13 protein-coding genes are annotated in these 15,637 nt (G+C 45.4%); 5 read left to right on the forward strand and 8 right to left on the reverse strand.

Annotated elements, in window-relative coordinates; genetic code table 11:
• The first annotated feature begins 52 nt into the window (after positions 1-52).
• Entirely contained in the window at positions 53-1,279 is a 1,227-nt protein-coding gene (gene mtaB / locus HN980_00550) for a tRNA (N(6)-L-threonylcarbamoyladenosine(37)-C(2))-methylthiotransferase MtaB (protein ID MBT6927977.1), read from the forward strand.
• Positions 1,276-2,316, forward strand: a complete 1,041-nt coding sequence (locus HN980_00555) for a hypothetical protein (GenBank protein MBT6927978.1) — start codon at positions 1,276-1,278, stop codon at positions 2,314-2,316. Before mtaB ends, HN980_00555 begins: the two co-directional genes overlap by 4 nt.
• Here HN980_00555 and HN980_00560 read toward each other — a convergent pair.
• The 3 genes from HN980_00560 to HN980_00570 all read right to left on the reverse strand — a co-directional run bounded on the left by HN980_00560 (position 2,266) and on the right by HN980_00570 (position 3,948).
• Positions 2,266-2,505, reverse strand: a complete 240-nt coding sequence (locus HN980_00560) for a hypothetical protein (GenBank protein MBT6927979.1) — start codon at positions 2,503-2,505, stop codon at positions 2,266-2,268. The two genes, HN980_00555 and HN980_00560, sit on opposite strands and share 51 nt — an antisense overlap.
• Entirely contained in the window at positions 2,502-2,906 is a 405-nt protein-coding gene (locus HN980_00565) for a hypothetical protein (GenBank protein MBT6927980.1), read from the reverse strand. Before HN980_00565 ends, HN980_00560 begins: the two co-directional genes overlap by 4 nt.
• A 73-nt stretch (positions 2,907-2,979) precedes the next feature.
• Entirely contained in the window at positions 2,980-3,948 is a 969-nt protein-coding gene (locus HN980_00570) for a hypothetical protein (GenBank protein ID MBT6927981.1), read from the reverse strand.
• A gap of 465 nt (positions 3,949-4,413) precedes the next feature.
• Here HN980_00570 and ligA point away from each other — a divergent pair, with 465 nt between their 5' ends.
• The 3 genes from ligA to HN980_00585 all read left to right on the forward strand — a co-directional run bounded on the left by ligA (position 4,414) and on the right by HN980_00585 (position 10,258).
• The gene (ligA, locus tag HN980_00575; protein ID MBT6927982.1) at positions 4,414-6,405 is read left to right on the forward strand and encodes an NAD-dependent DNA ligase LigA; all 1,992 of its coding nucleotides are present in this window, start codon (positions 4,414-4,416) and stop codon (positions 6,403-6,405) included.
• A 14-nt stretch (positions 6,406-6,419) separates the two neighbouring features.
• Complete coding sequence (locus HN980_00580; protein ID MBT6927983.1) at positions 6,420-8,660, forward strand: hypothetical protein; 2,241 nt, start codon at positions 6,420-6,422, stop codon at positions 8,658-8,660.
• Between the two features lie 221 nt (positions 8,661-8,881).
• Complete coding sequence (locus HN980_00585; GenBank protein ID MBT6927984.1) at positions 8,882-10,258, forward strand: hypothetical protein; 1,377 nt, start codon at positions 8,882-8,884, stop codon at positions 10,256-10,258.
• Positions 10,259-10,622: 364 nt separating this feature from the next.
• Here the strand turns inward: HN980_00585 and HN980_00590 are convergent, their stop codons facing one another.
• The 5 genes from HN980_00590 to HN980_00610 all read right to left on the reverse strand — a co-directional run bounded on the left by HN980_00590 (position 10,623) and on the right by HN980_00610 (position 15,608).
• Positions 10,623-11,264 (reverse strand): radical SAM protein, encoded by a 642-nt coding sequence (locus HN980_00590; protein ID MBT6927985.1) that lies wholly within the window; start codon positions 11,262-11,264, stop codon positions 10,623-10,625.
• Positions 11,265-11,539: 275 nt separating this feature from the next.
• A complete protein-coding gene (locus HN980_00595; GenBank protein ID MBT6927986.1) occupies positions 11,540-12,046 on the reverse strand; it encodes a hypothetical protein in 507 nt (168 codons plus the stop codon).
• Between the two features lie 193 nt (positions 12,047-12,239).
• Positions 12,240-12,803 carry a dCTP deaminase gene (locus tag HN980_00600; GenBank protein ID MBT6927987.1) on the reverse strand — a complete coding sequence of 188 codons (564 nt, stop codon included), beginning with the start codon at positions 12,801-12,803 and terminating at the stop codon, positions 12,240-12,242.
• Positions 12,804-12,805: 2 nt separating this feature from the next.
• A complete protein-coding gene (locus tag HN980_00605; GenBank protein ID MBT6927988.1) occupies positions 12,806-13,438 on the reverse strand; it encodes an anaerobic ribonucleoside-triphosphate reductase activating protein in 633 nt (210 codons plus the stop codon).
• A 10-nt stretch (positions 13,439-13,448) separates the two neighbouring features.
• Positions 13,449-15,608 (reverse strand): ribonucleoside triphosphate reductase, encoded by a 2,160-nt coding sequence (locus tag HN980_00610; protein MBT6927989.1) that lies wholly within the window; start codon positions 15,606-15,608, stop codon positions 13,449-13,451.
• Positions 15,609-15,637: the final 29 nt, after the last annotated feature.

The raw sequence follows: 15,637 nt of genomic DNA on the forward strand, positions 1-15,637 counted from the left end.
TTGTTATTTACGATGCTATAAGTTATACTTTTTCTTTGGTGTAGGAGAAAAAATGAGATATAAGACTTTCAAGATCACAGCATTGGGGTGCAGGGCTAACCAGTACGAAGCGCAGGCAATGGCCGACCAGCTTCGGGCTCTCGGCTGCCGTGAAGCTGCTGATAGCGAGGTTGCCGATGTTTGTATTGTCAACAGCTGTACCGTCACTGACTCTGCTGACAAGAAAAGCAGGTATCTTATCAGGAGGTTTGCTAAAGAAAATCCCGGCGCTACTATCGTCGTCACCGGATGCATGGCAGAACGTATTCCTGACCTCGCCGAAAAGGTCCCTGAAGTCGACCACGTCGTCGGCAACAAAGACAAAGAACACCTTATCTCTATACTGTTCCCCGAGCTTGAAAAGCTTCCGGAGTTTACCATAAAGTCCTTCGAAGGACACACCAGAGCCTTTGTTAAAATACAAGATGGATGCAACTCCTTCTGCACATACTGCATAATACCATACGTCCGTGGAAGGTCGCGGTCGCGGAAGGTCGAAGATATCGTAAAAGAGGTCCAGAGGCTTGTCGACAGCGGATACAAAGAGGTCGTCCTTACAGGGATAAATATTGGCGACTATGAAGATGGCACAAAGACGCTGGCGGACCTCATACGCGCAATCGATGGTGTCGATGGACTTGAAAGGCTACGGCTTTCGTCAATAGACCCCAACGACTTCGACGATGACCTTTACGATGCTCTTATGACGAGCAGAACGACATGCCCTTCGTTGCACCTTGTCCTACAGTCGGGATCGAACGCTGTCCTTAAGAAGATGAATAGGAAGTATAGTCGCCACGACTATTATGATGTCGTCGAAAGGTTCCGCAATGGCAATGCTGACTTTACCTTCACCACCGACATCATCGTAGGGTTTCCCGGAGAGACGGAGAAGGATTTTCAAGATACCATTGACGTCGTACAAGAAGTAGGTTTCGTCCACGCCCATATCTTTCCATACAGCGACAGACCCGGAACGATAGCCTCGAAATACGAAGAAAAAATCTCCGCAGCAACGATAAAAGAGCGTAAAGAGACACTTTCTCGTGTTGCTAACAACACAGCATATGATATACGAGAGAGGTATATAGGAAAAACAATGCAGGTCTTGATAGAAAACGGCTCTAAAGGACATACCGAAAATTTCTTGCCGGCTATAGTCAATGAAGGCAAAGCAAATACAATGGTAAAGGTTCTACTTGTAGAAAATACCCAAGAAGCGTTAATAGGAAAAATATGAAGATAAAAATAGCAACAAAACTTCGACCTTTTACACATACAACAGGTATGCCAATGATGCTGCCAGGATCGACGATTGCCGTCACGGCTTTTCCCACGAGCCTTGAATTTCGCGACCTTACCTCCGCCACAGAAAATATTATCAGACTACGCGGAACTGAGGGAGGCGTCGACGATTTTATGGTCGTCGAAGACCTTGAAAAGGGACGCGTTACAGTTTCCGGAAAGTCTAATAAGGGTGTTTTTCGTTATTCTATTGTTTTTGTTGACGAAGCAATTAGCATTGTCGTTGAAAAAGGAGATATTAAATTTTCCGACCTTCCAAAGGGTTTCGTTATAAAAGATTCTGTTCCAAAGATGCAAATTCCTATCGAGCGTCTATCTTTAGGATGCCATAAGAAGCAAGACTGGGATTTGGTTACTCGACGTCTACAGCTCGACGAAATTTTGCCGCACCTTCTACGCCTTGGCAGTATGATGCATTCTACTGACGAAGATATCCATGACGGCACCTTTTCTCTTCTTGATGAGTGCTCATCTGCTATACTGTCTCGTGACAAGGAAGCCATTTCTCCTGCATTGCAAAACCTTATAAAAGGCGCCTTCTATGGTATAATGGTGCCACGTGTTTCTGACGGACACCAAGGTCTTATTTCCGAAGGCACTCTTCCTTCTGAGAGCTGCGCTCCACAGCTTCTTTTACGTACATCCGATATCATACACTCGCTTTTCATCCATCAAGAAGGCACGACGATATCACTTCTTCCGATGTTGCCAATAGAACTTCATTGTGGTAGATTCGTTGATGTTTCTTGTGGTGATATTGGAACAATATCATTTGAATGGACGAAGAAGCTCCTTCGCCGTGCAATCTTCCGTAGCACATACGATGGACCCGTGACTTTTAACTTCCAAAACGCCCTTAAAACTTTCCGTCTCAGAACGAGTGCTAAAGGGCGCGGCACAACGGTTTCTTGTGGCGACAATTTAGATATTAAAGCTGGCATTGCGTACTATCTTGATAACTTCTGTAAGTGATAAAGTTAGAGCGCCTTTGTTTTTTTCTAAATAAGCTGTAATGTTTTCAAATAGTTTTTTGTTCCTACGAAGGAAGTTGTCAATATCGGTAATAATAATTTCTTGCTCTGCTATAAGAGTTAGTCCTGCAGCCATCTCTTCACGTGTTTTTTTGCTTTCAGTTCTATATATGTAGAGAGCGGCGATCATTTCAGAACTCCATTTAACAGTATCCCTGGTATTCTTTTTTTTATAGTAGTTTCACTACTAGAGAAAGGCACTCTTACGGCATCCTGTACACGACAATCTGTATCATCCGCGAGTGGTAGCACATGAATTACTGGTATTGGAGCATATATTGGAGACGCGTCGTCTTCATCTGTCCTTCTTCTTTTGGAAAGATGTTCGCAATTTCCACCTGAAAATTGTATTGCGAGTGTTTGTAATTGATGTGGTTGGTCAGGCTGGGCAGTAAATACATTTTCTTCCTCGAACTTTGGAGCAGGAATGGGGTCAGGTGAAGAAAAGCGGTCTGTATTTATAACGGAATTAGGGCCCTTTATAGAAGGGCCCTTTATAGAATAAGATTGTGAAAATTCTGGTAGTGTCATATGTTATGTCCTTTTTAAAAAGTTTTTTGTTGAACCTGAACGACTGTTTATGGGGCTAGCCAGGTTTAAATGATTATAACGGGAATATATTTGGATGCCGCAGTCTTTGTCCTTTTAGCATTCTTTCTTTTATATTAGCAACGCTGGTGGGATTAGTCATTTGATTAAAGAAACCTTTAGCCATCATGTCGATTTGATAAGCTATTATATCACTCAGAGAAGTATCATGTGGTGGTTGCTTAAATAATATGTATCTTTGAAGGCCTTCTTTAGTTGTAAATCTTGTACTATCTAAGAAACGAGCTTTTTGACAGACCTCTTCTTCGGTATAAAGTCTTTTTGCCTCTTCCTTAATAGATCTTTGTTTAGATTTTCTTTCCTTGGCTATTTGAGGGACTAAATTGCGGGGGTATCCGATAGTTTCTTTTGCGCTGTATTTTTTATGGGTCGTTATTTGTCCTGCCAATGCCATCACGAGAAAACTGTCTAGGTAGCTTTTTGATAGACGAGCGTAGATTTTTTTCTCCATTTCTGTTGATTCTATTATCTCATAACTCCTTCCTTTGCCGGCAGCTTTTTTTTTGGTTGAAGGGGCTCTTCGTACCACATCCGCACGGAACTGTACTCGAGATGTTTTTGAAATAATTCTTTTATTGGTTTGTGTAGTAAGCGTAACTTCAACAACTGCACGTATTGAAAGTTTTTGGAGCACTTCAGGAGAGACAGGGCGCGATGACGCGGGAGAAGAGACTGGTGAAAAAAACTCCTTATTGCCTCCGAGTTTCGGTAGCGCACCCATTAAATTGTGAGCAGATATAGGTTTTGGAGCTATAAACAGCGAAGCAGTAGGTATAGAATTAACAGGAATAAATGAAGTTCTAAAATTTAAAGCAGCTATTTCCCTGACTAGTTTTCTATCTATAGCAAGTATTGCTTTTTCTTGTTTTGCCGTTTCTAGAGCATAGTGCCGTTCATGGTCAATCATAAGAAAGCTACCGCATGCAGTTGAAGGTTTTAATCCTGATGTTAGTGATGATGACATATCGTTCCTTTTTATTTTATCTGTTAAGGCTTAAGATGTTAGCATTTTCTTGGATTTGTGTCAAGGAGGTTGTATTGAAATTTGAGTTATCGAAAGTTCTTATCTCATTATTTTCATTTGGTTTTTAACTGATGTTACTCGCTAATCTTGTTTTAGTGGCGTAGCGAAAGGAATACGCAGCAGATCGCCCTTGCAGCACGCCAATAAAATGAGAGCGGCGCGTAAGGTCAGTTTTAAATGAAAATATCGGAGAATACAAAAGCGTAGTAGATCAATTTTGTAAAAATTGATATACTACGCTTTTGTATTCCATACCTCAGGTTTCTAAAGGAACAGGTTCCTTTGTCGGGAGGTTTTAAATAGCGGATAGGGATAGCGTTTAGCGGATAGATAGAAATATTCTAACTTTTCCTACTATACGCTATGCGCTATAACTATGCGCTAATAAAAGGGCTAGGCTGAAAGATGACAACGAAAGAAGATTATGAGCAGTTGTGTGACGAGGTTTGGAAGCATAATAAATGTTATTATGTCGACCATGCTCCTAGGATATCGGACTACGAGTATGATCTGCTGTTGAAGCGTGTCGAGGCTTTGGAAGCCGAGCATCCTGAGTGGGTGTCTGTGGCATCGCCGTCGCAGCGTGTCGGCGAGGCGCTTACTGATGGCTTCAAGAGCGTGAAGCATACATCTCCGATGCTTTCTTTGGGCAACACGTATTCTAAGGAAGAGCTAGGCGATTTCATCGCGAGGGTTCACAAGCTCCTTGAGAAGGACGACGTACTTTTCTCTGCAGAGCTTAAGATGGATGGTCTTTCAGTGTCTGTGCGTTATGAGAAAGGCGTCTTGGTGCGTGGCGCCACGAGGGGTAATGGCTACGAAGGCGATGACATTACTGCCAATGTCAAGACGATACACTCTTTGCCGCTGAAGCTCGTCGGTGATGATGTTCCCGATGTCGTAGAAGTCCGTGGCGAGGTGTATATGCCACACGAGGTTTTTGCTACTCTCAACGAAGAACGCGAAGCTTCTGGTGAGCAGCTTTGGGCAAACCCTCGTAATGCCGCCGCTGGGTCTTTGAAACTTCTGGATCCTAAAGAGGTTATTAAGCGACGCCTCGCTGTCGTTATGTATGCAGTTGTTGAAGAGTCATCAGGAAAGGTTACTACGCAGAGAGACGCACACCAGTTCTTGAAAAAGCATGGGCTTCCTGTCCTTGAAGTAGAGGCTGCTTGTAGAAGTATCGAGGATATATGGGCTTTCGTTGGTCGTGTTGAGTCGTTACGCCCTGAGCTTCCTTATGACATCGATGGTGTTGTCATCAAAGTCGATGATTTCAAAGACCATAAACGCCTAGGCGCCACAGGAAAGACGCCACGGTGGGCGGTGTCGTATAAGTTCGCTCCTGAGCAGGCGACGACGAAGATACATGCTATAACAGTGCAGGTTGGAAGAACGGGGACATTGACACCCGTCGCAGAGCTAGAGCCTGTCTTCCTCGCCGGCAGCACGATAGCACGGGCGACGCTGCACAACGAAGAAGAGGTGAAGCGCAAAGACATTAGGGTCGGCGATACCGTTGTCATCGAAAAAGGCGGCGACGTCATCCCCAAAGTAGTCGGTGTTGTCACTGAAAAAAGACCTTCGGAAACAATTCCATGGGCGATGCCTGAGCAGTGCCCATGCTGCAACAGCGGTGTTGTAAGGCGCCAAGGCGAGGTCGCCGTCAGGTGTTCTAATGTTTTGTGTCCAGAGCGTCAGCGGCGGTGTATAACGTATTTCGTCAGCAAAGGCGGAATGGACATCGACACCCTTGGCGAGAAGGTCGTCGAGCAGCTTATCGATAAAGGCCTCATTGTCAAAGTTTCCGACATCTACACCCTCACTGAAGAGCAGCTATTACAGCTCGAAGGCTTCAAAGAAAAAGCCGTGAAGAACCTCCTCGAAAGCATAGAGGCATCGAAAGATGTTCCTTTCTGGCATTTCATCATGGCATTAGGGATACCATACGTCGGTGCTGGCACAGCAGAGCTTCTTGCCAAGAAAGCCGGGACGATACAGAAGCTTATGGGCATGAAAAAAGAAGAACTCCTTGATGTCGGAGGTATCGGCGACAAGGTCGCCACTGCCGTGGTGACATATCTTAATGATGAAGGCTCTAAAGCAGAGATCGAAGAACTCCTTGCCAATGGTGTGCTTCCGCAGAAGGTCGAAGAAAATCTCTTTGCCGACCATCCTTTCACAGGGAAGACCTTCGTGATAACGGGCACCTTGGACAAATATACCCGCGATGAGGTAAAAACGATAATAAAAGAACGTGGTGGCAAGGTAACGGGATCGGTAAGTAAAAATACCGACTATGTTGTCGTCGGAGAATCGCCGGGGTCTAAGGCCGATAAAGCCAATAAACTTGGTGTCGATGTCCTCGATGAAGAAGCCTTTGAGAAAATGATATAAAAAAGGATTTCTTTATGGTAGAAAAAAGTGGATCGGTATCGCCGGGCGATGTCCATATTGATGTTGGTCAAGGCATCATTCAGGATGAAGTTGGTGTTATAAAGCTCAAAGGCGGTGTAGAGCTTAATGTCGGTTTTTTGAAAAACAAAGAGGCTGTCGACAGCCAGCATACCAAAGAAACGTGGCCTGTCGTCGCCAAAGGCATAATAAAGATGCTTAATCGGCGAGGTATCATCGACGGCGAAGGCAATTTCATCGGCGAAGAGGCGAGTATAACACGGAAAGATATAAAACATACCGTCAAAGAAGGCCATACAGTTACCTTTAAACACGGTAAAGCAGGAAAAATTGTTAGGCTAAGAAATAAAATCGTTAAAAATTCGTTGGCGGCGAATTCGAAGACGAAAGCAGCGTATAGAAAGTTTTTAAGGCTGTATAGCGACCTTGTCCCTGCTTCGATGTCTTCACACCGCTATACCGACAAAACTTCTGTCGCCAATGTCATTACCTTTGTTAGAGATCAGATATCTTCCCGCTTTGATCGCATACGTGGTCTAACGGACGGAACGAAAGCTATAGAAGGAAAAGAGATACCATCAAAGGGCGCTGGGATATTAGAGCTTAAAGAAGAAGAGTCTTTTGTCTCTGGTGTCAAAGATACGATGATTCAAGAGATGACAAAAAAGCTTGGAAAAGTGAAGAACGAATTGATGCAGGGAATCTCCGGACGTCTTGCCTCGGGGTATCCTCTGAGCATAGCAAAGAAGAGGTCAAAACAAAGAGATGTCACGGGGGAAAGGTATGACATAGGTAAAGATCTTTCCGAGAAGAAAAGGACTTTTGCCGTTAAACACGGGGAAACAACATTCAGGTATAAAGCATGGGGGTTCAGCGCTGGCACTACAGGTAAACGTATCCTTAAACCAGATATAACGACAGGGACGAGTCATCGCCTCGAAGGAGGACTTAAAGCCGACGACCTTAAAAACTTCTATATAGCGTCGTCGTCGTCGTCGGAGGGCAGTCCCGACATCATAGCGCGCCACGGTGTCATAGAAAACGAACAACAGTATATGGAGTATGTTCATCATATGACTAAGCTTGTCAAGATGGCAAGGCAGAAAAGTCCTGAAAAACCGGTTAGGATAATAAACCGTTCGTTATTGACAGACCTTCATGGCACACCGTTCAAGAAAGCTGGCGACAGCGATATGCTGAAAAAACAGGCTGGCTTGTTGAAAGATCAAAGCTACAGGGTTATTGCCTCGCTCAAAGACGTAGAGCTTGTCCATATAAACATCGCGACGAATACGATGTCGAGGATTCCAATCGTCAGCGAGATATCAGAGCGACGCTCTATGACAGCAAGCCGTAGAGGGTGGCTACAGCTTACGAAGTTTGTCCTGGAGGATGTGCTTAAGGCATTTCCTTCGTTAGAAGAACCGGACGAAAAAAGCACGCTAGGAGAATATGCAGTTATTCTTGATGAGCTGTCAGGCAAACTACAGGATGGTGAAGTCAAGGCTTCTGTCGATATTTTACGAGAGCTTCTTAAATATCAATTTTTGGATGTCGACCGTAGGAAATACAAAGAAGCATGCGACAAAAATTCTGATCTTCATGATTTGTGGGCGACAAAAGCCAAGAATACGGCGATAAGATCTCGCAAAGAGCTAAGCCGTAACGGCGAACATCTTATGCTGTCGATGCTACTAAAAAATCTCGGATGTGTAGAGACAATAAACTGTAAAAGTGGATGCGACAGAACCTCTATCGTCCATATGATGTCAACGGCACTATCACAGATGCTGCAAGAAGCAAAAGACGATTCCGAAAAGTGCGAAGCCATCACAAAGATGGCGTGTAACTTCGACAAGCTGACGGTAGAATTAGACAAACATATCGCCACTGCCGAAGAGTGGAAAGCTTACGTCGAAAGCCTTACGGAAGCTACCGATCATAAATCAGAGCAGCTTTTGCTTGCCGCCGAGCTAAGAAATGTCATCGCTAAGCATTCTGAGGCGGCGCAGCTCGTAGCATTCTTCAGCACGGGGCGTCGAGGATTAAAATATGGCGGTGTGCATGTTCAGAAGGGCTTTGGCAAAATAAAAACAAACCCTCACGTTGCGAAGATGTTTCCTCCATATATTACCCTTGCCGATGGTAATACTCTTAAAATCAAAGACGGCCACGATAAATTCACAGAAGAAGGAAGCCGCTGGATACAAGACTCCTCACAACAACGAGGAGGATAAGACAGTTATCAGTGACCAGTTATCAGTTATCAGTTCACAGCTCAAAAACGTGGTCTGGGGGAGAACCCCCAGCCAGTCCTTTTTCTCTGTGTTCTCCGTGGCTCCGTGGTAGAAATTCCTATTCCGAACTCATTGAGCATTGATCATTGAGCTCCGAGCTTTTTATCATTGAAATTTAAACGGTGTCGCTACACTATAGAGACAAAGAAACTGGTGGCTTTATGGCATTGTTCAGCAAGATAAAAAAAGGTATAGGGAAACTCACCACTGTCGATGGTGGTGGTGACACCCACGAAGGCGAGAAAGGCTTTTTTATGTTCCCAACCGAAGGCTTCACCACCGACGACAAAGAGCATAGTAGCTCAGAAGAAGCCTCCGATGAAGAAAATCCATATTATACCGACGGCTTCGAAGACATATATTCCATAGAAAATGTCGACACCTCAAAAATAAGACGACTTGGTGCCCCTGAAGACGAAGAAGAACAGCAAGAAGAACTTATTCCACAACATCTTCTCGTCGAAGAAGAAGCCGAAGAAGATGAGATCTTTACTATAGAAGACAACGAAGAACAACCCATCGTCGAGACTCTACAACAAAGCGATATCCCACAACAAGATGAGCCTGTCGATATCCTTGACGATGTCGATGTCGATGCCGATGAAGAAGACAACAAAGAGCCAAGCTTCAGCATCGTCAATGACGCCACTTTCGACGCCTTATGCCTATACGAGCCTATAAATGTCTTGAAGCTTTCACAGCAGGCTGAACAGGGGTTCCTCGACAATGGTAAAAAGACGATACAAGACCTAGTAGCTTTTCTCGATGCCGGCAACTCTTTCATAAAAGGTATGGGACAAGGGCATATCGACGAGATGAAAGAAAAGCTACAAAAACACCTCGGCGGACAGAAACTCTACAATGTCGATACCTTCGACGCAGAAAGTTTCGTTCACGGCCTCGTCGGTGATCTCGACAGTATAAAGGTGTCTTGTTTCCTCGAAACTCTCGACGTCGCATGCCTGTGGAAGCTTTCTCGTGAAGAAGACGCCTCGCTGCGCCACCTCAATGATATACAGAAAAATGAATACGTCGGCGATGTCATCATAGCAATATGCTCCGAAGAGAAGAAACGCTTCGTAATAAACATCTGGAAAAACCTCGTAGCCGCCTTTATAACGCCGTGGATGTATACGCGCCAAGGCCTTGCTACAGTGGAAGAGCTCCATGAGCGCCTAGCACGCAAAAGTGTACAGCCTTCACATATGGCAGGATATATCGACTTCTTCGAAGAGACATATTTTAAAAACAAAGACCTCTTCGTAGAAAGCGGATGCCGCGCCGTCGACAGGGGAGTTTATGCCACCGACGAAACAACAGCACAACGATATACCTCGATAGTTACACGAGCGCATACATATTTCTATAAACGTGGCATGCAATACCTTTTCTATGACTTCATCGCCCTTCTTTCACGGGAATTCGCCCGCGAATGGGCTGGTTACCCAGAAGGCTTCATAGAAAAAATATTGAAAATATCACCACGCTTCCGCGTACGCAAAGGCGCCGATGGCGCCCTCGTCATCAAACAGACGTAATAAAATATCTCCTTGCATTTTAAGACTAAGGAGTTTATGCTTAACGGCAAAAACAAACTAAGGAGATAGTATTATGAGTTCGCCATCACAAGTAAGTGGTTCATCTGATATTGGCCAATATTATTCTAGTCCATACTGCGCACAGCCCCTTCCAGATTCACAAGATTCTATTAGTGCTCCCGCCCCTTTATCTCAACCACCGTACAAACCTTCACCTCAAGGACAACGTAGAATAGAAGGATTGCGAACAATTAAAGAAGGGCAATCTTTTCTTTCTCAAAGTCCTGACGACGGAGCAATAGCGACGCAAGGAGAGCCTGATCCTCGCTCTACACAGAGTCAATGCGCACAGTGGCAAGGATAATCACACACCACGCTTAGCTTCAGGCCAGATGTATTTGTGGAGCTGTAAATTGATGCGCGCAGGGATTTTGTCGGTAAGCATCCACGACACCAAGCCTTTGGTGTCGACATTCCCATGGACAGGAGCGAAAAGAACAGCACCAACTTTGTCATATAGATCATGCTTCCGACATACCTCATAAGCATAATCGTAATCTTCCCTACTAGCAATAACGAACTTCACTTCAGCACTGCCCTTGAGAAGCCCCATATTCTCCCAGCACATCTTTTCAGACATCCCACTTCCAGGACACTTAACATCCATAATAATAGTAACGCGCTCGTCGACATCGGAAATATTATGAGCACCGCTAGTTTCTAAAGAAACGACTTTGTTGGCATCACACAACCGCGACATAAGAGGATATACCTCTTTTTGCAACAGAGGCTCACCACCAGTGATACACACATGAGAAAAGCCATACCCCATAATATCGTCGTATACCTTATCGAGAGATATCTCTTCTCCCTTGCCGAAGGCATACTCCGTGTCGCACCACACACAGCGCAAGTCACAGCCCGAAAGCCTGACAAATACCGTAGGAATCCCAGCGAAAGTTGATTCGCCCTGTACGCTTACAAAAAGTTCAGTAATGTTTAACATGTTGTTGTCAAAGGCGTTGCATTAAAAACAGCAGTGTAGCATCTTTTCTGTCATATGTCAATATGTAGCGTATAGTGGATAGTGATAGCGTTTAGCAGATAGATTTTCATCGAGAGAGAGCATGATATTCTCCTAAAAAGGGGGTAAAAAAACACCAAAAAACCATTAAACCAGGTAAAAAGCGGTCCTTTTACCCCCTTTATAGCTTGCAAAAACTTATTTTTTAAGAAGAATTTCGTATGGTTCATTCTCCGAACTCCGAACTGATAAACTGGTCACTGGTCACTGGTCACTGATCCCTTGGGAAGCTCGCCGAGACGTTGCAGTCCCGCTGGCGATTCTCCAACGATTATCTTCGTGCCAGCAACGTCAATGATATATACCGAAAGCTTAGGAGCTATGGCCCTGCGCTCTAAGACCCTGATGTTGCTGCTGTTATCCATCATAGAAGTCCGATTTTTTATCACCTTCTTAAAAACAAAGGCGAAACCAAGAAGAGCGGCGACGAGGATTCCCAGAGCACCAAGCATCTTGATGAACTCTTTAGTGAAATTGTACTCGCCAGCGTCAGCCCAAGATGGCGTCGTTGAAAAGTCGTCGGCAAGAAGGGGATCTTCAACCATCTCAATATTATCAGACGCTGTGGGAGGGGAGGCTTGCAAAATGTTGTTAAAAGGCATAAAAAAAGCCGCTATAACGAAAGCATACGCTATCGTGCGGAGAATATACTGTGGCGGTGCTTTCAAGAACGAGGGTGTAGTTGGAACAAAACAACTAATCATAGATATACCATACCTTATTATTATTTTAAAACTTTTTCTTACATTTTTTTCACTTTTCAGTTTACCATTCACAGTTTACAGTCAACCATTCAAATATCCTCGGGGTTCTAGGGGTGAAATCCCTAGCCCGCCCTAAGTCCTCTCTGTGTTCTCCGTGCCTCCGTGGTAGAAAAATCCTACTCTGAACTCCGAACTATTTCGGAAGCGTTATCCCTGTCTGGTTCTGGTATTTACCGCCTCTATCGGAGTATGATGTTGTACATTCCATATCGCTTTCGAAGAAGAGCACTTGTGCTAGCCCTTCTCCGGCATATACTTTTGCTGGCAGTGGCGTTGTATTTGATATTTCCAGGACGACGTGTCCTTCCCATTCAGGTTCGAAGGGAGTAACGTTTACTATTATCCCACACCGTGCGTATGTTGATTTCCCTAGGCATATTGTCATGACATTACGTGGTATCTTGAACTTCTCGACGCTGACGGCTAGCGCGAAGCTATTTGGTGGCACGATACAGATGTCGTCTTCTATGGTTACAAGCCCTTGAGTGTCGAAGTTCTTGGGGTCGATGACGGAGCCGTAGACGTTGGTGAAGATGCTGAATTTGTTAGAGACTCTTAGGTCATAGCCGAACGAAGACACTCCGTATGATATGACGTTGTTGCCATCGACGTTTTTGACGAGTTTCTCTTCGAAGGGTTCTATCATCCCTTGTTCTTTTGCCATCTTTATTATCCAGTTGTCAGGACGTATACTCATAATTAAACTCCTATCGGCTCGTTTTGTGTCGTTCGTAATTCTGGGTTTAGCGCGTTTGTAGGGTCGAAATCCTGAAGCTTATAGGTAGAGCCTTCAGGGACGAGTTTTTGTATCGCGGCGACGTCTTCGTCAGAAAGCAGCGCAGGCACTACCGTCGTTCTGAATTCGTGGTCGATGCCGCTCTTGCCGATGATTTCGATGCTTCTTGCGATAGCATCGATATCGACATCGACGCCGGCGAGGGCATTATATTTCTCTAGCGGAGCTTTTATGTCCATGGCGATATAGTCAAGAAGACCTTCGGATAGCAGCTTCTCAATGACATCTGGTCTTGTACCGTTGGTGTCGAGCTTTACTTTCAATCCAATAGACTTGATATCGAAAATAAACATCGTCAAATCTTCATGAATCGTGGGCTCGCCGCCAGTGATGACTACGCCATCGAGGTGCTGGCGACGCTTCCACAGACGGTATAGAACCTCTTTAGTGTCGAAGGCTTCTTCACCGTCATATGGAAGAAGGGCACCATTGTGGCAGAAGGGACAGCGAAAGCTGCAGCCTTGGGTGAATACTATCGCTGCGATGCTTCCGGGGAAGTCACTTAGTGTTAAAGGTTGGTATCCTCCTATTCTCATCTTCGTTGCCTCACTTTGTTATATCGAAAGTTTTTCGTAGGGCGAATTCTGTTTTTTTGCCTTTGTTCCACTGTTTTACCGGGCGAAGGTATCCTACTATACGGGAATACACCTCTGTGTCTTCGCTACACTTCGGACATGTCGGCTGTTTTCCTAGAATGTATCCGTGCGAAGGGCATACCGAGAACGTCGGCGAGATTGTGAAGTATGGCATCTTATAGGTGTGGCATACCTTCTTAACAAAAGCTTTGACGGCCTGCGGATCGGCAACAGCTTCGCCGAGGAAGATGTGCTGTACCGTGCCACCGGTGTATTTCGTCTGTAGCTCGTTCTGCATATCCAATACCTGGAAGATGTCGTCTGAGAAATTTATCGGCAGCTGCGAAGAGTTTGTGTAGAAAGGATCGGCGTCTTTGTTTATGACATCGTCATTATTGGCACAGACAATATCGGAGAAGTTGTCTTTGTCGATCTTAGAAAGACGGTATGATGTCCCTTCGGCAGGGGTGGCTTCGAGGTTGTAGATGTTGCCGGTTTCTTCTTGGAAGGTGGCAAGCATGTCGCGCATATGGTCCAAGACCCGACATGCGAAAGCGTTGCCTTCTTCGGTGGCGATAGTGGTGTCGTGGAGGTTTATACACGCCTCGTTCATCCCTATGATGCCGATGGTGGCAAAGTGGTTGTACCAATAACTTCCAAAACGTTCTTTTATCATGCGTAGGTAGAACTTCGAATATGGATATAGGTTTTTCTCGGTAAACTGTTCTACGATCTTACGCTTCGTCTCAAGGCTTGTCTTGGCGATACGCATAAGATGGTCGAGATTGGTGAAAAACTCCTTTTCGTCGAGGGCTTTGTATCCCAGCTGCGGAAGGTTTATCGTAACAACGCCGATAGAGCCCGTCAAAGGGTTTGCGCCGAAGAGGCCGCCGCCACGCTTCTCAAGGTCGCGGAGGTCGAGACGTAGCCTGCAGCACATCGACCGTGCATCGTCGGGGGACATGTCGGCATTGACGAAGTTTGCGAAATAGGGGATGCCATACTTCGCAGCGACTTCCCAAAGTTTGTCCATGTTCTTCATCTCCCAGTCGAAATCTTTGGTGATGTTATAAGTGGGGATCGGGAAGCTAAAGACACGACCGCGAGCGTCGCCTTCGGCCATTATCTCAAGAAACGCTCTGTTGAACATATCCATCTCTTCCTGGAAGTCGCGGTATTTCTCTTTCTTGATCTCACCGCCGATGACGACGTTCTCATTGGCGAGAACACCTGAAGGCTGTAGGTCGAGGGTGACGTTGGTGAAAGGCGTCTGGAAGCCTACACGCGTAGGGACGTTCATATTGAAGATAAATTCCTGCATCGCCTGCCGAACTTCTTCGTAGGAGAGTTTGTCATAGCGGATAAACGGCGCAAGGAAGGTATCGAAACTCGAGAACGCCTCGGCGCCGGCAGCCTCGCCCTGAAGGGTGTAGAAGAAATTCACCACCTGACCCAAAGCGGCACGGAAATGCTTGGGTGGCTTGCTCTGCGACTTACCAAAAGCGCCGGTGAAACCAGAACGTATAAGGTCTTGAAGATCCCAACCTACACAATAAGGGGCGATGAGACTGAGATCGTGGATGTGTATCGCCGCAGACATATGCGCTTCGCGGATCTCTGGAGTGTATACCTTGTTGAGCCAATATACCTTGCTGAGCTCGCCAGCAGCATAGTTGTTTAAACCCTGAAGGGAATAGTCCATGTTGCTGTTCTCGTTGACCTGCCAGTCGAGACGTTTTAAATAGTTGTCAAGAAGATCGACGTCGGCCTTCTTTACCATCTCCCTGATGCGAGCATGCTGGTCGCGGTATAAGATATACGACTTCGCCGTAAGCTTGAAAGATGAAGCAAGAAGGACGTCTTCGACGATGTCCTGGGTGTCCTCGACGGAAGGTACAGCGTCATGGATCATCATCTGCATCATGCTAAGGATACGCAGCGTCAAGGTCTTGGCAACATCGTCGCCAAACTCTCCAGTAGACTTCCCGGAATTGATAAGCGCCGCAGTTATCTTCTTGGCGTCGAAGGCAACACAGCGGCCGTCACGCTTTCGTATCGTAGTAAATACTGGGGAACCATTGTCTTCTGTTGTTGCTTTGTTGTCTTGTTTTTTAGTAATAGTTGTTGGCATGTGTTTTTTGTTTTCCTTTCGTGGTTAAA

Source organism: Waddliaceae bacterium, assembly GCA_018694295.1.
Lineage (GTDB): Bacteria > Chlamydiota > Chlamydiia > Chlamydiales > JABHNK01 > JABHNK01.